At 61.6% G+C, this 18,655-nt stretch carries 15 protein-coding genes; 9 read left to right on the top strand and 6 right to left on the bottom strand.

Translation table 11 applies throughout. The features are described 5' to 3' along the window. Positions 1-15 precede the first annotated feature (15 nt). Entirely contained in the window at positions 16-1,257 is a 1,242-nt protein-coding gene (locus NKH67_RS15940) for a glycoside hydrolase family 5 protein (protein ID WP_353031262.1), read from the bottom strand. Between the two features lie 115 nt (positions 1,258-1,372). On the opposite strand from NKH67_RS15940, the gene NKH67_RS15935 reads away from it, so the two are divergent. The 3 genes from NKH67_RS15935 (at position 1,373) to NKH67_RS15925 (ending at position 5,701) form a co-directional block, all read left to right on the top strand. After that, complete coding sequence (locus NKH67_RS15935; RefSeq protein WP_352501354.1) at positions 1,373-3,301, top strand: heparinase II/III family protein; 1,929 nt, start codon at positions 1,373-1,375, stop codon at positions 3,299-3,301. A 238-nt stretch (positions 3,302-3,539) separates the two neighbouring features. Beyond that, positions 3,540-4,535 (top strand): sterol desaturase family protein, encoded by a 996-nt coding sequence (locus NKH67_RS15930; RefSeq protein ID WP_352449641.1) that lies wholly within the window; start codon positions 3,540-3,542, stop codon positions 4,533-4,535. Continuing rightward, positions 4,532-5,701 carry a GNAT family N-acetyltransferase gene (locus NKH67_RS15925; protein ID WP_352501353.1) on the top strand — a complete coding sequence of 390 codons (1,170 nt, stop codon included), beginning with the start codon at positions 4,532-4,534 and terminating at the stop codon, positions 5,699-5,701. The genes NKH67_RS15930 and NKH67_RS15925 overlap by 4 nt, the downstream gene beginning before the upstream one ends. Positions 5,702-5,845: 144 nt before the next feature. On the opposite strand, the gene NKH67_RS15920 is transcribed toward NKH67_RS15925, so the two are convergent. The 5 genes from NKH67_RS15920 to NKH67_RS15900 form a co-directional block, all read right to left on the bottom strand. After that, complete coding sequence (locus NKH67_RS15920) at positions 5,846-6,157, bottom strand: UBP-type zinc finger domain-containing protein (protein ID WP_352501352.1); 312 nt, start codon at positions 6,155-6,157, stop codon at positions 5,846-5,848. Positions 6,158-6,586: 429 nt separating this feature from the next. Continuing rightward, positions 6,587-7,513, bottom strand: a complete 927-nt coding sequence (locus NKH67_RS15915; protein WP_352449638.1) for an NADP-dependent oxidoreductase — start codon at positions 7,511-7,513, stop codon at positions 6,587-6,589. 113 nt (positions 7,514-7,626) lie between these two features. Then, positions 7,627-8,064 carry a CBS domain-containing protein gene (locus NKH67_RS15910; protein WP_352472517.1) on the bottom strand — a complete coding sequence of 146 codons (438 nt, stop codon included), beginning with the start codon at positions 8,062-8,064 and terminating at the stop codon, positions 7,627-7,629. After that, on the bottom strand, positions 8,061-8,195 hold the full coding sequence (locus NKH67_RS15905; RefSeq protein WP_352501351.1) for a hypothetical protein: 135 nt from the start codon (positions 8,193-8,195) through the stop codon (positions 8,061-8,063). The genes NKH67_RS15910 and NKH67_RS15905 overlap by 4 nt, the downstream gene beginning before the upstream one ends. Positions 8,196-8,570: 375 nt before the next feature. Next, complete coding sequence (locus tag NKH67_RS15900) at positions 8,571-9,446, bottom strand: AraC family ligand binding domain-containing protein (RefSeq protein WP_502893755.1); 876 nt, start codon at positions 9,444-9,446, stop codon at positions 8,571-8,573. Positions 9,447-9,644: 198 nt separating this feature from the next. On the opposite strand from NKH67_RS15900, the gene NKH67_RS15895 reads away from it, so the two are divergent. The 6 genes from NKH67_RS15895 to NKH67_RS15870 all read left to right on the top strand — a co-directional run bounded on the left by NKH67_RS15895 (position 9,645) and on the right by NKH67_RS15870 (position 18,640). Beyond that, on the top strand, positions 9,645-11,111 hold the full coding sequence (locus tag NKH67_RS15895) for an alpha-glucosidase/alpha-galactosidase (protein WP_352472519.1): 1,467 nt from the start codon (positions 9,645-9,647) through the stop codon (positions 11,109-11,111). 119 nt (positions 11,112-11,230) lie between these two features. Beyond that, entirely contained in the window at positions 11,231-13,315 is a 2,085-nt protein-coding gene (locus NKH67_RS15890; RefSeq protein ID WP_352501350.1) for an ABC transporter substrate-binding protein, read from the top strand. Positions 13,316-13,427: 112 nt separating this feature from the next. Continuing rightward, positions 13,428-14,435, top strand: coding sequence for an ABC transporter permease (locus NKH67_RS15885; protein WP_352452370.1), 1,008 nt, complete (start codon positions 13,428-13,430; stop codon positions 14,433-14,435). A gap of 1 nt (position 14,436) precedes the next feature. After that, positions 14,437-15,570, top strand: a complete 1,134-nt coding sequence (locus tag NKH67_RS15880) for an ABC transporter permease (RefSeq protein ID WP_352467677.1) — start codon at positions 14,437-14,439, stop codon at positions 15,568-15,570. 10 nt (positions 15,571-15,580) lie between these two features. Next, positions 15,581-17,248 (top strand): ABC transporter ATP-binding protein, encoded by a 1,668-nt coding sequence (locus tag NKH67_RS15875; protein ID WP_352501439.1) that lies wholly within the window; start codon positions 15,581-15,583, stop codon positions 17,246-17,248. A gap of 21 nt (positions 17,249-17,269) precedes the next feature. After that, a complete protein-coding gene (locus NKH67_RS15870) occupies positions 17,270-18,640 on the top strand; it encodes an alpha-glucosidase/alpha-galactosidase (RefSeq protein WP_352501349.1) in 1,371 nt (456 codons plus the stop codon). The last annotated feature ends 15 nt before the right edge of the window (positions 18,641-18,655 follow it).

The following is an 18,655-nucleotide window of genomic DNA, read 5'->3' as shown; positions in this document are numbered from 1 at the left end:
GGCGAGTGATGGCACCTATGGCAGGCCCAATGCCTGCAGCATCTCCGGGTCGGGAACTGGGGGACCATCGGGCGGGATGAGGCTCATCCCATAGGGATTGGAGAACTCCCAGGCAGACCATGGGATCGCGAAGCGTTCGGCCTCTTGGCGCACTGCCTTGAGATAGCGCGAACGGTCGGCCTCAAAGGCGCCCATGCGGCCGTCCGCGGACATGAGGATAGCGCCGAATTCGCCCATGAAGAGCCGCCGGCTGGGAATGCCATGGCCTTCAGCCCAGTCGACAGCCTGGCGAAAGCTCGCCTCCAGTTGGCTGTGGCCCCAATTCTGCTCGAAATAGTTCGCGATTGCTTGGCGCGCGGTGGCCATGTTCATGACCTGCTCGACCCTGCTCAAGCCGGCAGCGTCCATCCGCGCTCTAAGGGTTTCGGTCACCACTTCGGGTGTACTGCTGTCGGCCGGCCAGGGAAGTCCCGAAGCAAAGCTGATCGTGTCATCGGGCCGCTGGTGGGTGAAGCTGTGCGGCTCATACATATGGAAGCTGTAATAGAGGTTTGGGTCATCAAAGCCGGGGCTGAGGTTGACCAATCCGGCAATGCTGCCGCCGCAGGCGCCGGTTGCAACGATGGTAAGTTCGCTGTTGACCGCTCGAATGTCGTGGACGGTCCCTGCCATGATCCGCTGCCAGTGATCGCTGCCGCTCGCATCGCAAGGGTAGTATGCGGGCTCGTTGTAAGGTTCGAGGGCGACTTTGTCGGTGCCTATCTTGACCAGCATGGCGGCGACCGCCACAACCATTTGACGATAGCGGGCAACGCCCTCGCTGTCGGCGCCGCCATAGATCATCTCCATGCTGTAGTCGGGAACCTGAGTGACGCCATGCAGGTCGAAAACCACCTTGAGGCCGGTCGACGTGATCCGCTCGACGGCGGCGGCAAGCATGTCCAGCGCCTGCTGCCGCCTGGCGTCCCCGCTGGCAAGCAGCGGGCCGGGATCGATGCTCAGCCGGACGAAGTCGAAGCCCATCGATCGGATGTGGGCAAACACCTCCCCGGCCGGCCAGTCGGTGAGCGGCCTGCTTTCCGCAAGCCACTCCTTTTCGCTGCGATAGGGCGGCCAAACGTAGGTTCCGTCTTTCGCCACCGGCGACCAGTTGAGCCACTGATGCACGCCAACGCCGCGCTTGAGAGGGATGGGCTCTGCCTCGGCCGCCACAAGCAAGGCGAGCACCCAGGCAACAAAATACACCGCTTTTCGCATCGCTCCCTCCGCATGCTCGCGGGAGATATTAACCGCAACGAACGGGAAAGAAGATTGCCGGCCCGCACTTTTCGACGGCATGGTATACAAGGACCGAAACGTTGACGGGGCGTGCATGAGAATCGGCTGGTACATCAACCGATTGCGCAGCATGGGACCGGCCGAGGTGTTGCACCGGCTGGGCGAGCAACGTCGAAGGATCGCGTCGCGCCGCCGCGATGATGGGTGGGAGCGCTATCCATCGCCGCAGTTGCACCCAGTGCTGCCCGGATTTCGCCATGCTGCGCTGGCGGCGACCGACGCTCAACGGCAGGCCATAGCGGCGGCCGCGCAAGAGATGCTTCATGGCCGGTTTTCGGCACTCGGGCGGACATGGCCAAAGCGTGAGCCCGATCGTTTGTTTCCTGCTGAGCTTTGGCGTCTTGATCCGGTAACCGGCAGGCTTTGGCCTGGCGCCGAGGCTCATACTTTCGATATCGATTTTCGCGATGGCGGCGACCTTGGCGATATAAAATATGTCTGGGAGATCAACCGGCTGCAGCAATTGCCAGTACTGGCTGCACACCTGCTCCTCAGCGAGGACAATCGATCCCGGAGTGCCATTGAGGCGGCAATCGGCAGTTGGCATTCCGCCAATCCGCCGTACCGAGGCATTGGCTGGGCTTCCGGCATCGAAGTAGCGCTGCGAGCCATCAGCCTGATCGTCACCCTGGACCTTATCGGTGACCGGCTTGACCCGGCGACGCTGCGGAAAGCCGGTGAGATACTCGCGGCAAGCGCCTATTGGCTGCCGCGGTTTCCGTCGCGATATTCCTCCGCCAACAACCATCTCGTCGCAGAGTTGGCTGGCGAATATCTGGTTGGCCTGGCGCTCGGGGCCGAATCCGAAATTGCCCGCAGCGCCCTCTTAAATGAGACGCACAAGCAGATTCTTGCCGACGGCGCCGGTGCCGAGCAAACGCCGACCTATGCAGCCTTCAGCGCCGAACTCATCTTGCTGTGCGCCGCCGCGGCGCGCCAGGCGGGAACGCCGTTTCCCTCGGCCGCCGAAGCGCGTCTGGGCGCCTTCGCCAATTTCGTCGGCTGGCTGCCACAGAAAGCCGCCCGCTTCGGCGACGACGATGAGGGCCATGTGCTGAAGCTGGGCGACGAGCCGAACTATATCCGATCCGTCGCGGCCGCCATCCACGGCTTACTGGGGACGCCGGGCAACGCGCCGGAGCCTGACGATTTTCGTTCGCTTTTCTTTGGTGCGCCGTCAGGCCCGGCGCCCGCGGTGCATGGCTTGCAGACATTCACGCAAGGCGGGCTCTCCGTCTGGCGCGGAGCAATGAATGGCCGCAATGTCGAACTGACGTTCGACCATGGACCGCTCGGCTATCTCTCGATAGCGGCGCACGGCCATGCCGACGCGCTGTCGCTCACCCTGTGCATCGACGATGAGCCGGTGCTGGTCGATCCTGGCACCTGGCTCTACGGTTCGGGAGGCGCATGGCGCGACTGGTTCCGCTCCACACCGGCGCACAACACGCTGAACATCGAGGGCAAGAGCCAAAGCACCATCGCTGGAAATTTCAACTGGTCGCACAAGGCAGTCGCAGCGCTGGTGGAGAGCGAGCCGGGACCGCACTGGAGGCTGAGCGCCCGGCATGACGGCTATAGAAGCCGCTTCGGCGTCGTGCATCAGCGCACTTTGGCGCGCCAGGCCGATGGCATCCTCATCACCGACCAACTGCTCGGCGGCAGGTGCCAGTCCGAGATCGTCTTCCAACTGGCCGCCGGCCTCCATGCCGAGCGGCACGAAGATACGGTCACGGTATTACGCGGCGACGAGGTGCTGTTGGCCATCCGCTTTCCTGATGCTGCGCTCGATATCGGCGCCGGCGGTGACATGCCGGGCCAAGGCGGTTGGGTTTCACTGCGTTTTGGCACCAGGCAGCAAGCCGAACGCATCGCCTGGCACGGTGAAGTGGGCGAAGCCGGGATCGATATCCATCTTGCCCCAATTCACCCGCCGCAACAGCAAAAACCGGTGCCAACGTAGAGTTGCCGGGCGAGTTCCAGCCGTATTCGACATTAATTACGTTTGGACATTTAGCGGTTTCGTTACCGTTGATCTGCTAGTCTCGCACCATCCAGCCTGCTTTGCCCGCTGCGCCCCGCAACAGCCACTGGTTGCAGGCGGCGTAGCGAGTTTGGCGGGAATTTTGTGCTTTGCTATTCGCCAGATCGCCTTGTTACGACCCCAGACTGCCTTCTTACGACCAGGAGCCGCTGCATCAATGTTTTCCGAATTTGCCAGAGCGATTGTGGAAAAGCTTTCGAACGTCAATCTGACCACGCTCGGCCTGCTTCTCCTCACCGCACTGGGCAGCGCGGTGATCGCCTACTGGCGAACTGCCGAACATAAGTCCCTCAGGGACTTTTTCGACTTCGCCTTCCCACAGGAAGTCATCCTGCACCCGTCGGCGCGAGCCGACGCCCTGTTCTGGATCACGAAACGGGCGATGATGCCTTTCCTGCTTATTCCTGCCGGCGTCACCTTCGTCGTCGCGGTGGGCTATGGCACACGCGAGGCAATTGGCTGGCTCCTTAACATCCACGCGCCGCTTCTCGGCGGCCCGGCGGGACCGGTGACGATCGTCATCTTCACCGCAACCATGCTGGTCGCCTATGATATTTCATACTACCTCTACCACGTCGCCCAGCACCGTTTCCCGTTCCTGTGGGAATTGCACAAGGTACATCATTCGGCCGAAGTGATGGTGGGGATCACCAAGGACCGGGTTCATCCGCTGGACGATCTGATCAACCGTATGTGGGATGGCGTCATCCCGGGCATCTGCTTCGGTGTCTGGAGCCTGATCGCACTCGATCCGGTAGAGGTCGCTATCTTCGGCATCAACGTCTACGTCATCCGCAACATCCTGATGATGGACTTTGTTCGCCATACGCATCTCAAGATATCGTTCGGCTCGTTGAACAACATCATCCTGTGTCCGCACTGGCACCAGGTGCATCACAGCATCGACCCTCGTCATTATGACAAGAATTTCGGCCTGCTTTTTTCGTTCTGGGATCGTCTGTTCGGAACGCAATTTGTCCCGGAGCCCGATGAAGACCTGAAATTTGGCCTGGTCGATCGCGATGTGCGCGATTACCAGTCGCTCTTTGGGCTCTACATCCTGCCGCTCAAGAAGATGGCAAGGCATGTCATGCGACTGTTTCACAGACGGCCCAATGTGGTCGCGCAGCCACAGGACAGTTCTCCTTCATGAACACCGCTGTTTCCATCGACGTCCTAGGCGCGGAGCGCCTGGAAATCGTCCGTTCGGCGGATCGCCTGGCTGCGGTCGAAGCCGCTTGGATGGAGCTTTGGCATCGTACCGACGGGCTGATCTTTCAAAGCCATGCCTGGATTTCGGCATGGTGGAGTACCGTACAACGCCGTGACCAGCGCGCGTTGCGGATCGGCCTGGTCTGGAAGGGCGAGAGACTCGTTGCTGTCGTTCCGCTGGCGATCGGCAGGCGCAGGGGGCTGCGGTTTCTCGAATGGGCGGCCGGCAGCTATACCGACTATGGGGATATTCTCGTTGCTCCGGAATGCTCGTTATCGGCGCTGCAGGAGCTATGGACCCAACTCTGCGATGCCGGCGGCTTCGACCTTGCCTTGATCAATCGTCTCTCACCGGATGCGGCGGCCCGCAAAATTTTCACGCCAGGAGCTTCCGGCGGCATCAGGCTTCGTCCGTTTCACCGGACGGAAGTCAGCTATCGCGTTGCCGGACAATGGGAAAGCGGAGCGGCATGGTTCGCGGGCCAGTCGAAAAAGACGCGCCAGAACTATCGGCGCGGCATCAAAGCGCTGGAAGAAACCGGACAGGTGAGATTTCGCCTGCTTGCCCCCGACGAGCCGCTGCAACCGGTACTGGAGCGCCTCGCGGCCTTGAAGCGGAAATGGCTGACCGAGCGCATGCGTGAGTCAGACCTGTTCGAAGAGGGCGTCCCGGTACTCGCCGCGCTCGTCGGTGCGTTGGCGCGCGCCGGCGTGCTGCATATCTTCGTCCTCGAATGCAATGGCGTGATGGTCGCGGTGTCGATCAATTTCGTCCAGCACGACGTGATGATGGCCTTCGTGACGACGTTCGATCCGGATTTCGGCCGGGCGTCGCCGGGTGTGATCCTGTTGATGGATTACGTGCAGTGGTCGATAGATCACGGTTTGAGCATGGTCGATTTCCTCTGTGGCGCAGAGTCGTTCAAACACAAATTCTCAACGCAGGCGGTTACGCTGGAATCCGTCATCGGGACGCGCACGGCACAGGGCGCGCTTGCATTTCTTGCCGATCGTGTTCTCCAGACGGTCAGGCATATGCGCGAGCGGTCATCGGCACCACCAGAGGGACGCGATGCGCCCGCTCAAGCCGAAGCAGCCTTGGACTAAAGCGCGTCGCGTTCGATCGGCCTCATGCAACGCGCTTTAGATTCTTGTTTTAACATGTCGTTATCGCAAAACCGCTGCACACTTTTGCGCGACATGCTTTAGAACGGTTCATCGTTTCACGGAAACGGCCCGCTCGCAAAAAGCTCAAATGAAGCGCGGTATCGGACCGTTTTGCGGCGTGGTGCGGTCGCCGAGGTCGAGGAAGATTTCGTCGATGTAGCACCATCCCCAACCTTCCGGCGGATCGTAGCCTTCGATGACAGGATGGCCGGTTGCCCGAAAATGCTTGGTGGCATGACGGTTGGGCGAGTCGTCGCAGCAGCCGACATGGCCGCATGTGCGGCAGAGCCGCAGATGCACCCACTGCGAACCGCTCTTCAGGCATTCCTCGCAGCCGAGCGCGCTCGGTGTCACGCCGCGAATGTCCCCGGCGTGCCTGCATTCGTCTGCCATCATACGCTCCTGACCAGTTGTGGCGCCACGGCGAGACTGCCGTTTCGCGCGAGATATTGGCGGGTTGAGACATGGTTCGAACCTATCGCCGGTTTCCGACAGTTTGAAGCGGTTTTTGCGGCTTGCGGCCGGTAGGAACCTGGCCCGCCTGTCGGTAAACGCTATGTCCTTCGCTTCGCAGTTAACTGATCGCAGCCGTGCGACGGTGTCGTCGCGACGTGCCTCACGATCCGTTGCATCTCCTTGATTTGTTTGATTTGCGCATCCCGGCAAACCCGGCGCATGCTGCTTTAGCCGGCACCTGCCTAAGCCGGCCAGGCCCGGCGGGCCGTCCTGTGTCAAACTCTCGGCCGCCGGGCTTCTGGACAGCAGAAAACGGCCTGTGTCCGAGCACTCCGCAAACTGGCCCGCGGCCTGTTGTTCGGCGAGTGCTCAGGCAGCTACCTGAAGCACAATCTTGCCGCGCGTGTGCTGCTTCTCGAGCTGTTCCTCGGCCCTGGCGACTTCCTCAAGAGGATAGATTGCCTGCACGAATGGCCTGACCTTCCCGGCGTCGATGAGGCGGCTGATCTCGGCAAGCTGCGCCGCGTTCGGCTTGGTCAAATAGGAAACGCCGCGAGCCCGATGCAGGCGGGCCTTCTCCGCCGACGGTTCGGAAAGCGTTGAGACGAGCGTCCCGCCGGGCTTGAGCACGTCCCACGAGCGGTCCTGTGTTTCACCCGCTACCAGGTCGAAGACGAGGTCGACGTCCTCGACAAGCTCCTCGAAGCGCTGGTTCTTGTAATCGACCGCCTGGTCGGCGCCAAGCGCGCGGACGAAATCGAAATCCTGCGCGGACACAGTCGTCGCGACAAACGCGCCCGCGGCCTTTGCGAACTGCACCGCCAGATGACCGACGCCGCCGGCGCCGCCATGGATAAGGACCCGCTGCCCGGATTTGAGGCCGCCGTGATCGAAAAGGCCTTGCCACGCGGTAAGGCCCGCAAGTGGCACGGCGGCGGCTTCGGCGTGGCTTAAGCGTTGCGGCTTCGCCGCCGCCTCCGTTGCCTTCACGACGACATATTCGGCGTTGCCGCCGCGGTCGTTGCCGAGCATGGCATATAGCGGATCGCCCTTCTTCAGCGTATGGGCCCGCGTGCCGCACAGTTCCACCACGCCGGATACGTCGCGGCCGAGCGTGACGGGCAGATCCGCGCCCGAAGAGCCCTCGCGAACCTTGTAGTCGACGGGATTGACGCTTGCCGCGTAGACCTTGAGCGTGACCTCGTCGTCATGCGGCTGAGGCAACGGAACCGCGTCCAGCGAAAGAACCTCCGGTCCACCAAAATCGTGGATACGGACGGCCTTCATCGTAATCATGGCTTGCTCCTCGTCGGGTTGCAGTCCAGTTCGCTCTGAACAGTTTCGCCGGCAGGCCGGCGTCTATCCAGCCGGCGGTTCGGTCGTAGCAAAGGCCGGCCGGTGGTGCGCCGTCAGTGTATCGTTTGCGAATGCTCGCCGCCGGGTTGCGAGATGCCGCTCAGCGCTTCACCTGCTGTCGCCGTCTCGCTGTTGGTGGCGAGGTCGCCCAGCGAAACGATGCCGACCAGGCGCTTGTCGCGGTTCAGCACCGGCAAGCGGCGCACTTTCAGGTCAGCCATGTTACGCAGAACATCCTCTGCGTCTTCGTCTTCGAAGCAATACCTGACCTCGGTGCTCATCACTTCCCGTACCTTGGCGTCAGGTGTCTTGCCTTGGGCGACGCCGCGGATTGCGATGTCGCGATCGGTTACCATGCCGACAAGCCGATCGTTCTCGCCCACCGGCATTGCGCCGGCGTCGAGGCGACCCATCATTTCAGCCGCATCGCGCAGGGTTTGCTGCGGACTGGCGATCTCGACGTCCTTTGTCATGCAGTTGCCAACTTTCATTTTAACCTCCCTTGGTTGCAGGGCCCGCCGCCGGTTTCCAGGATGAAAGGGTGAATGAGCGCCAGCGCAAAACGTTCCATGGCAAGACCCGTTTCGAGCGCTTCGCCGAAATCACCCTTGCCATCCTCCACCCGACTGCCCTTCAGGCGGTCGGCCCGGGAAAGGTCGGTTCCGAAGGAATTTCGGAAGGCGTGCCGGGAGGAACTCCGATCGGCTCCTGGTCCGGCGTCGGAATTGGATCCGGCGAGGGCGGGGGTACGCCTGGAGGTTCTCCCGGCGGAGTCTCCGGCGGGGCAGGCGGCCGGGCCGGCTCCGGATTGGGATTGTCCGGCAGTGGATTCGGGTTGTTCGGATCGGGGTTGTTCATCGATCACTCCCTGACATCTGTGGCCTGATCTCCGCCAGAGCGGGGGTGCCGCAGCGGCGAGCAGGCTCTCTTGTCCTAAACCGAGGGGAAGCAAAAGCGTTCCCGCATCCGATGCCAAGCGCGGTGCCAATCTATCGGGCTATCGGGCGGTTCCCAGGCTGGCATACATCCCGTTGGTGCGGAACTGCGTCGGGTTGATGCCGTAGAGGCGGCGGAAGACCTTCGAAAAATAATTGGCATCCTCGAAGCCGCACATGATGGCGACTTCCTTGACCGGCAGGAAATCGGCCTTCGTCAGCAACTTCGCCGCGAGCTGCAGTCGCTGCTGCAGCACGAATTCGGCGGGCGGAAGTCCCTCGCTCTCGGCGAAGCAGCGCGAGAAATGCGCGCGGCTCAGGCCGCTGATCTCAGCGAGATCGGCAACGCGGAGCGGCCTGTCGAGATTGGCCCTGATGTGATCGATGACCGGCTGCATGGCGCTCTTGTCGTCGGTGACGGCATGCGAGCCGAAGACATCGTCGTAGAGCGCCATGGCTGCTTCATAGGCGACGGCCGAGGCGGCTCCCGGCGAGACCGCGCCCGTGATCAGGCGCACACTGCAATCAGCCAGATGATCGATCGTCGAGGGCTGCAGCCGCAGCACCGGACCGACGGCGGCAAGGATCGACCTGTGGATGCGCAGTGCCTCCTCGCCGTTCATGGATATCCAGAAGAACTCCCAGCGTTCGCCCTTGGCCAGCCCGTAACGGTGGTTGTGCGGCACGAGAACCAGCAAAGTGTCGCCCTTTTGCAGGCGGTAGTTCCGGTTCTCGTAGCGCAATCGGCCGGTGCCGCTGATCGTATGCTGGAGCACGGTAAACGGCGTCAGGCCGCGCTTGCGCCCATCCCAGTCGTAGACCTCGTTCTCGCGCACTTCATAGCCGGTGCTTGTCGGCATGGTGTGTAGGCGCTGGCGCCCGCGCGGCAGCGATACCGTCCTGCCCGCCGGCCCGATGTCGATCAAGTTCCGCAGCACAAAATTACCCCTAAAAGCATAATCCTTCTCTGGTCGCGTGCCGAATAAGGCGCATAATCCCTCGAGAAAAGCAAAAGAAACCGCGGTCAAAGAGCGGATGGGAGGAAGTGCTGGATTCCAGCCTGCATAGCGTCGCAGGCGGGCCAGCCTCTTTTCGCCGCCTTTGCCCTAGCGTTCGATCAGGTCGAGGTGAGGCTGATGAGTTTCAAGATCGCTATCATCGGTGCGGGAAGCGTCGGGTTCACCAAGAAGCTCTTCACCGACATTTTGTGCGTTCCTGAATTCAGGGATGTCGAATTCGCATTGACCGATCTCAGCGAGCGCAACCTCCAGATGATCAAGTCGATCCTCGACAGGGTCGTCGAATTCAACAGGCTGCCGACCAAGGTTACGGCAACGACAGACCGCCGTGCTGCCCTCGAGGGCGCACGCTACATCATCAGCTGCGTTCGCGTCGGCGGTCTCGAAGCCTATGCGGACGACATCCGCATTCCCTTGAAGTATGGCATCGACCAGTGCGTCGGCGACACGATCTGCGCCGGCGGCATCCTCTATGGCCAGCGCAACATTCCGGTGATCCTCGATTTCTGCAAGGATATCCTCGAAGTCGCCGAGCCTGGGGCGAAATTCCTGAACTACGCCAATCCGATGGCCATGAACACCTGGGCGGCGATCGAATATGGCAGGGTCGATACCGTCGGCCTCTGCCACGGCGTCCAGCATGGCGCCGACCAGATCGCCGAAGTGCTCGGCGCCAAGTCGCGCACCGATCTCGACTACGTCTGCTCCGGCATCAATCACCAGACCTGGTTCATCGACCTGCGTCTCAACGGCCGCAAGATCGGTAAGGACGAGCTGGTTGCCGCCTTCGAGGCGCATCCGGTCTATTCGCAGCAGGAAAAGCTGCGCATCGATGTCCTGAAGCGCTTCGGCGTCTATTCGACCGAAAGCAACGGCCATCTTTCCGAATACCTGCCCTGGTATCGCAAGCGGCCGGACGAAATCACCCGCTGGATCGACATGTCCGACTGGATTCACGGCGAGACCGGCGGCTACCTTCGTTATTCGACCGAAACACGCAACTGGTTCGAAACGGAGTTCCCGCAATTTCTGGAATCCGCCGCCAGGCCGATAGACCCCGCCAAACGCTCCAACGAGCATGCCAGCCACATTCTCGAGGCGCTGGAGACGAACCGCGTTTACCGCGGCCATTTCAACGTCAAGAACAACGGCATCATCACCAACCTGCCGCAGGACGCGATCATCGAGTCGCCCGGCTTCGTCGACCGCTTCGGTATCAACATGGCCTCCGGCATCACGCTGCCGGAGGCCTGCGCCGCCACTTGCATTTCCTCGATCAACGTCCAGCGCATGTCGGTTCATGCGGCGATCTCCGGCGATATCGACCTGCTGAAGCTCGCGGTCCTGCACGACCCGCTGGTCGGCGCGGTTTCGACGCCGGAAGAGGTTTGGCAAATGGTGGACGAAATGGTCGTCGCCCAGGCTCGCTGGCTGCCGCAATATGCCGATGCGGTGCCGGCCGCGAAGGAACGGCTTTCGAAATCCAGGATCAAGACCCGCGAATGGGCCGGTGCGGCAAGGCGCGACGTCCGTTCGATCGAGGAATTGCGTGCGGAAAAAACGGCTCTCAAGCAGGCCGTCTGAATTTCGCCAGAACGGATCGCGGCAAGCTTTCGGGAGGATTTTCCGCACCCGTCTGTACATTCGTTCGAGGAGAAATGGAGCGGCGTCAACGCGCTCCTGAACAACAGGGAGGAGAGACGATGAGGAATTTTCGAAACATTGGCATTCTCGCCGGGCTGGCGCTTAGCGTCTCGGCCTCGGCGCTGAACGCGTATGCATCCGAGCCGACCGTGCCGCCGGTGCCCGCGCAATTTCCCGCCGAGGGAAAGATCAAATACGTCGCGCGCGACTCCATCTTGGAGTTCAAGGCACTTCCGGAATACCACGAACCCGATTGGGTCACCGACAAATACGTCAAGGCAGGCAAGCTGCCGCCGGTCAAGGACCGGCTGCCGAAGGAGCCGCTGGTCTTCAAGACCGGCAATATGCCGGACGGCGTCGGTGTCTACGGTGATACGATGCGTCATGTCATCGGCGGCCGGCCGGAGGGCTGGAACTACGGCGCCGGCCAGACGCAAGGCTGGGGCGGTATCGACATCGGCCTTTCCGAATGCCTGACGCGCACCGCGCCGCTGTTCCAGGTCGAGGCCAAGGACACGGAGCCGCTGCCGAACCTCGCCAAGAGCTGGGACTGGTCGAAGGACGGCCACACGCTGACGATGCATCTGATCGAAGGCGCCAAATGGTCGGACGGCGTTCCGTTCAACGCCGACGATGTGATGTTCTACTGGGACGACGAGGTGATCGACCCCAATGTGTCGCCGCTGAACGGCGCGACGCAGGAGACCTTCGGCGTCGGCACGACGTTGAAGAAAATCGACGACTACACCGTCGAGTGGACGTTCAAGGACGCCTTTCCGAAACAATACCTTTACGCCATGGCTTACGGCACCTTTTGTCCGGGCCCGTCGCATATCCTCAAGCCGCAGCATCCGAAATATTCGAAGAACACCTACGAGCAGTTCAAGAACGCGTTCCCGCCGGAATATATGAACATGCCGGTGATGGGTGCCTGGGTGCCGGTGGCATACCGCCCCGACGACATCATCGTCATGCGTCGCAATCCGTACTATTGGAAGGTCGACGAGAAGGGCAACCAGCTGCCGTATCTCAATGAACTGCACTACAAATTGTCGACCTGGGCCGACCGCGACGTTCAGGCGGTATCGGGGGCGGGCGACTTCTCCAATCTGGAGCAGCCAGAGAACTTCGTCGCCTCGCTGAAGCGCGCGGCGCAAAAAGACGCACCGGCACGGCTTGCGTTCGGCGCGCGGCTGATCGGCTATAATCTGCGCATGAATTTCTCAGCCAATGGCTGGGGCAACCCCGACGAGCGCGGACAGGCGATACGCGAGCTGAACCGCAACGAGGACTTCCGCAAAGGCGTCACCATGGCGCTCAACCGCAAGGCGCTCGGCGACTCGCTGGTCAAGGGTCCGTTCACTGCCATCTATCCGGGCGGCTTATCCTCGGGCACGAGCTTCTACGACCGGAAGTCGACGGTCTACTACCCCTTCGATCTCGAAGGCGCTAAGGCGGAACTCGCCAAGGCAGGCCTGAAGGACACGGATGGCGACGGCTTCGTCAATTTTCCTGCAGGTACCGCCGGCGGCAAGAATGTCGAGATCGTGATGCTCGTCAACAACGACTACACCACCGACAAGAGCCTTGCCGAAGGTGTCGTCGCCCAGATGGAAAAGCTAGGGCTGCGGATCGTGCTGAACGGACTCAACGGCACCCAGCGCGATGCCTCGCAATACTCCGGCCGCTTCGACTGGCTGGTACGGCGCAACGATCAGGAGCTGACTTCCGTCGTCCAGAATACCGATCAGCTGGCCCCGGTCGGTCCACGAACCAGCTGGGACCATCGTGCGCCGGAAAACGGCGAGGTCGATATGATGCCTTTCGAGAAGGACCTCGTCGACATCGTCAACAAGTTTGTCTCGTCCGCGGACAATGACGAGCGCGCCAGCCTGATGAGAAAGTTCCAGAAGATCTCGACCGAGCACGTCTACAATGTCGGCCTGACGGAATATCCCGGCGCGCTGATCATCAACAAACGCTTCTCCAACATCCCGCAGGGCACGCCGATCTTCATGTTCAACTGGGCCGAGGATTCGATCGTCCGCGAGCGGGTCTTTGTCGCTGCCGACAAGCAGGCCAAGTACGAGCTGTTCCCCGAAGAGCTTCCCGGCAAGCCCGGAGACAAGGGCCCGATGAACTAGGTTTACCTCCCCTGACTGAGAACTCCGGCCGCGCCAGTTGGCGCGGCCGGACAAAGCAAACCTCCGTACGCTCAAAGAGAGCGACCGGCCAGACAAGGAAGCGGACCGACCGATGTTGCGATTCCTGCTCACGCGCATAGCGTCGGCGATCCCGGTCCTCGCCATTCTGAGCCTGGTCACCTTCGCCATCATCCAGGCGCCGCCGGGCGACTATGCCGACTACATCCGCTCGCAGTTGATCAATCAGGGCGGGGCCTCATTCGCCGAGGCCGACGCGCAGGCCAAGGCCTATCGGATAGAACACGGTCTCGATAAGCCGCTGCCCGTCCAGTATTTCAACTGGATCGGCGGCATCATCACCCGCGGCGATTTCGGCTACAGCCTCTATTACAACAAGCCGGTGGCCGATGTGGTGGGCGAGCGGCTGCCGCGCACGCTGCTGCTGGCGCTGGTGTGCCATCTGCTGGCCTCGGTCCTCGGTATCACCTTCGGCATATGGGCGGCGACCAGGCAGTACAGCTGGATCGACAGTACGCTGTCAGCGATTTCCTTCCTCGGCATGACGGTGCCGCGCTTCCTGATGGCGCTGATCATCGTCTATCTGCTGGTCTTCCAGTTCAACGTTTCCGAGATCGGCAGCTTCTTTTCGCCGCAATTTGGCGGGGCGCCGTGGTCCTGGGCGAAGTTCGTCGATCTCGTCCGGCATGTCTGGCCGGTTGTCGCCATCGCCACCTTCGGCGGGCTCGCCTACAACATGCGGGTGATGCGCGGCAATCTGCTCGACACGCTGAACGCGCAATATGTCGAAACCGCTCGCGCCAAGGGCCTTAGCGGCGGTGCGGTCGTGATGCGCCATGCGGTGCCCAATGCGCTGCATCCGCTGGTCATGTATCAGGGCGTGGTGCTGCCCTATATGCTGACCGGCGAGATCGAGACCGCGATCATCTTTGCCCTGCCGACCGTCGGCCCGGCGATCGTTGGCTCGATGGCGGTCGGCGACGTCTATGTCACGGCGACATTCATGATGGTGCTGTCGGCGACGCTGATCGTCGGCAACATCATCGCCGACATGCTGCTCGTCATGCTCGATCCGCGTGTGCGCCAATATGCAGGGTCCTGAGATGCTTGCTTTCGAGCCCTCGCTGCCGCCACTTGCCGAGGAACCGGCCAAGATCAAGCCGCGCGGCAATGAGAGTTACATCGCACTCGTCTGGCGCCGCCTGAAACGGTCCTGGACCGGCATGGCCGGGCTCATCCTGGTCGCGTTTCTGGTGCTGCTGGCGGTGTTTGCCGACTTCTTCGCACCGATGGATCCCAAGGTGACCGATGTCGGCTTCGCCCCGCCGCAGATGATGAGCTTCCATGACAAGGACGGCAACTTCGTCTTCCAGCCACGCGTCTATGCCCTGGCGGATTCGGAAGACCTCGACCCGGTCACCTTCCAACCCGTCGTCGGGCCGGACTACGACCATCCGCGGCTGCTCGGCTTCTTCGTCAAGGGAGCGGAGTACAGACTGCTCGGCCTGCTTCCCGCGAACCGGCACTTCTTCGGCTCGACCGACGGCCAGCCGGTGCACTTCCTTGGCACCGACAAATTCGGTCGCGATGTGCTGGCTCGTGCGATCTATGGTTCGCGCATCTCGTTGATGATCGCATTGACCGTGGTCTTCATCGTCACCGTGATCGGCACGACGGTCGGCATGGTGTCGGGCTATTTCGGCGGCACATTCGACGTCTGGGTCCAGCGCTTCGTCGAACTGGTGCTCGCGTTTCCGCAATTGCCGCTTTATCTGGCGCTGACCTCGCTGGTTCCGGTGACGGCGCCGACGAATGTCTTCCTGGCCTTCGTGATCGTTGTCATGTCGGCACTCGGCTGGGCGCAGATGTCGCGCGAAGTGCGCGGCAAGACCCTGGCACTGGCGCGGATTGATTACGTTCGTGCGGCGATGGCGGTCGGCGCCACAGATGGCCGCATCATCATGCAACACATTTTTCCAAACGTGATGAGCCACGTGATCGTTGCGGTCACGTTGGCAATCCCCAGCGTGGTTCTGCTCGAATCCTTCCTCGGTTTTCTCGGCTTCGCGGTGAAGCCGCCGCTGATCTCCTGGGGCCTGATGCTGCAAGACACCGCGACGTATTCGGTCATCGGCACCTATCCCTGGATCCTCTCACCGGTCGGCTTCGTGCTTGTCACCGTCTTCGCGTTCAACGCGCTTGGCGATGGACTGCGCGATGCGGTCGATCCTTATTGAGCATGAGATGATGCAACACGCGCTCGTCAAATCCTTCGCACCGCCTGTCCGGCTCGACCATGACGGCCGTTCGGAAAACCCGGTCATTGATGCCCGCAACATCGCCGTCGATTTCAAGGTCGAACACGGCATGATCGAAGCCGTCAAGGACATCTCCTTCCAGCTCTATCGCGGCGAGACGATCGCCATTGTCGGCGAGTCGGGATCGGGCAAGTCGGTGACGGCGCGCACCGTCATGGGACTGTTGTCGAAGCGCGCAGTCGTGTCGCCGAAATCGACTGTCGAATACAACGGGGCCAACATCCTGAAATTTTCCGAGCGTGCGCGGCGCAAACTGCGCGGCGACCGCATCTCGATGATCTTTCAGGAGCCGATGAGTTCGCTTAACCCGATCTACACGATCGGAAGCCAGATCGTCGAGGCGATACGGGTGCATCGCAAGATGAGCCGCAGGCAGGCCGAAGCAAGAGCGCTCGAGCTGCTGCAGCAGGTACAGATTCCTGAGCCCCAGGCGCGGCTGAAACAATACCCGCACCAGCTTTCCGGCGGCCAACGCCAGCGTGTGATGATCGCCATGGCGCTGGCCAACGATCCCGATGTGCTGATCGCCGATGAGCCGACGACGGCGCTCGACGTCACGGTTCAGGCGCAGATCCTCAATCTCATCCGAAACCTGCAGAAGAAACTGCGCATGGCGGTGATCCTGATCACGCATGACCTGACCGTGGTGCGGCAGTTCTCCGACTATGTCTACGTCATGCAGCATGGGGAGATGCGCGAGCACAATGTGACGGAGAAGCTGTTCGCCAATCCGCAACATCCCTACACCTGTCACCTGCTTGCCTCCGAGCCGCGCGGCCAGGCAAATCCGTTGCCGGAAGGCGCCGACGTTATTCTTGAAGCTAGGAATGTGCGCGTCTCCTTCATGCTGCGGCATGGCACGTTCATGAGGCCGGACCTGCGCGAACTCGTCGCCGTCGACAGCCTCAGCCTGACCCTTCGACGGCACGAGACGCTGGGTCTCGTTGGCGAATCCGGATCGGGCAAGACCACCTTCGGCGAGGCGTTGCTCAGGCTCAACACCACCGACAGCGGCGAGATCTATTTCGATGGCCGGCCGATCCATGGCTGTTCGCGCGCCCAGATGCGGCCGTTGCGGTCGCGCATGCAGGTCGTCTTCCAGGATCCGTTCTCGTCGCTCAACCCGCGCATGACGATCGGCCAGATCATCGAGGAAGGGCTGGTCGTCAACCGCATGGGCGCCACCAGGAACGATCGGATCGAGCGGGTGCGCGAGGCGCTGATCAGCGCCGGCATGCCCGGCGATATCCTCTCGCGCTTCCCGCACGAGTTTTCCGGCGGCCAGCGCCAGCGTATTGCGATTGCCCGCGCCGTCGCGCTCGAACCGGAATTCATCGTACTCGACGAGCCAACATCGGCGCTGGATCTCTCGGTCCAGGCGCAGATCATCGAATTGCTGCGCAAGCTGCAGCGCGAACGGGGCCTGAGCTACATCTTCATCTCGCACGACCTCAAGGTCGTGCGGGCGCTGTGCCACCGCGTCATCGTCATGCAGCACGGCAAGATCGTCGAAGAGGGGCCGGTCGACGAAGTCCTGTCCCATCCCAAGACCGCTTACACCGAACGGCTGGTCAAAGCCGCTTTCGAGGTAGCCTAATTGCTTATGCCGGAGGTTGTTGTGGCAAGAAATCCCAAGGTCGCTTTCATCGGAGCTGGCTCGACGGTGTTCATGAGGAACATCGTCGGCGACATATTGCAGCGTCCGGCTTTATCCGGCTCGACGATCGCGCTGATGGACATCAATCCGCAACGGCTCGAGGAAAGCGCAATCGTCGTCGGCAAGCTGATCTCGACGCTTGGCGTAAAGGCCAAAGCCGAAACCTATTCGGACCAGCGCAAGGCGCTGGCGGGCGCCGATTTCGTCGTCGTCGCCTTCCAGATCGGCGGCTACGAGCCCTGCACGGTAACCGATTTCGAAGTTCCGAAGAAATACGGGCTGCGCCAGACCATCGCCGATACGCTCGGTGTTGGCGGCATCATGCGAGGCTTGAGAACCGTGCCGCATCTCTGGAAGATCTGCGAGGACATGCTCGCGGTCTGCCCGCAGGCGATCATGCTGCAATATGTCAACCCGATGGCGATCAACACCTGGGCGATCGCGGAGAAATACCCCGACATCAAGCAGGTCGGCCTCTGCCATTCGGTGCAAGGTACGGCGATGGAACTGGCGCATGATCTCGATATTCCCTACGAGGAGATTCGCTACCGCTCGGCCGGCATCAATCACATGGCCTTCTACCTGAAGTTCGAGCATCGCCATCCGGACGGCTCCTACCGCAATCTCTATCCGGATCTGCTGCGCGCCTACAGCGAAGGGCGGGCGCCGAAGCCGGGATGGAATCCGCGCTGCCCGAACAAGGTGCGCTACGAGATGCTGAAGCGCCTCGGTTACTTCGTCACCGAGAGCTCCGAACATTTCGCGGAATACACGCCCTATTTCATCAAGGACGGGCGCGAGGATCTGATCGAGAAATTCGGTATCCCGCTCGACGAATACCCGAAGCGCTGCATCGAGCAGATCGAACGCTGGAAGGGGCAAGCGGAAGCCTATCGCTCGGCTGACAAGATCGAAGTGGAGCAGTCGAAGGAATATGCGTCCTCGATCATGAACTCGGTCTGGACCGGCGAGCCGTCGGTGATCTACGGCAACGTCCGCAACAATGGCTGCATCACGTCATTGCCGTATAATTGCGCGGCCGAGGTGCCATGCCTCGTCGATGCCTCCGGCATTCAACCCACGTTCATTGGCGACCTGCCGGTGCAGCTCACCGCGCTGATCCGCACCAATATCAACGTCCAGGAGCTGACGGTCCAGGCGCTGATGACCGAGAACCGCGAGCACATCTATCACGCGGCGATGATGGACCCGCACACGGCGGCCGAGCTCGACCTCGACCAGATATGGTCGCTGGTCGATGATTTGCTGGTTGCGCATGGCGATTGGCTGCCGGCCTGGGCGCGTGGAGCGCGCAGCGTTCGAGCGGCCTGAGGCGCAGGGCTGTCT

It is taken from the genome of Mesorhizobium sp. M0968 (genome assembly GCF_040319065.1).
GTDB lineage: Bacteria > Pseudomonadota > Alphaproteobacteria > Rhizobiales > Rhizobiaceae > Mesorhizobium.
This window is presented reverse-complemented; position numbering and strand designations above follow the sequence as displayed.

Bases quoted from the DNA above. Each gene is read 5' to 3' on its own strand.
- NKH67_RS15940 (WP_353031262.1), bottom strand. From the start codon at position 1,257: ATGCGAAAAGCGGTGTATTTTGTTGCCTGGGTGCTCGCCTTGCTTGTG.
- NKH67_RS15935 (WP_352501354.1), top strand. From the start codon at position 1,373: ATGAGAATCGGCTGGTACATCAACCGATTGCGCAGCATGGGACCGGCC.
- NKH67_RS15930 (WP_352449641.1), top strand. From the start codon at position 3,540: ATGTTTTCCGAATTTGCCAGAGCGATTGTGGAAAAGCTTTCGAACGTC.
- NKH67_RS15925 (WP_352501353.1), top strand. From the start codon at position 4,532: ATGAACACCGCTGTTTCCATCGACGTCCTAGGCGCGGAGCGCCTGGAA.
- NKH67_RS15920 (WP_352501352.1), bottom strand. From the start codon at position 6,157: ATGATGGCAGACGAATGCAGGCACGCCGGGGACATTCGCGGCGTGACA.
- NKH67_RS15915 (WP_352449638.1), bottom strand. From the start codon at position 7,513: ATGATTACGATGAAGGCCGTCCGTATCCACGATTTTGGTGGACCGGAG.
- NKH67_RS15910 (WP_352472517.1), bottom strand. From the start codon at position 8,064: ATGAAAGTTGGCAACTGCATGACAAAGGACGTCGAGATCGCCAGTCCG.
- NKH67_RS15895 (WP_352472519.1), top strand. From the start codon at position 9,645: ATGAGTTTCAAGATCGCTATCATCGGTGCGGGAAGCGTCGGGTTCACC.
- NKH67_RS15890 (WP_352501350.1), top strand. From the start codon at position 11,231: ATGAGGAATTTTCGAAACATTGGCATTCTCGCCGGGCTGGCGCTTAGC.
- NKH67_RS15885 (WP_352452370.1), top strand. From the start codon at position 13,428: ATGTTGCGATTCCTGCTCACGCGCATAGCGTCGGCGATCCCGGTCCTC.
- NKH67_RS15880 (WP_352467677.1), top strand. From the start codon at position 14,437: ATGCTTGCTTTCGAGCCCTCGCTGCCGCCACTTGCCGAGGAACCGGCC.
- NKH67_RS15875 (WP_352501439.1), top strand. From the start codon at position 15,581: ATGCAACACGCGCTCGTCAAATCCTTCGCACCGCCTGTCCGGCTCGAC.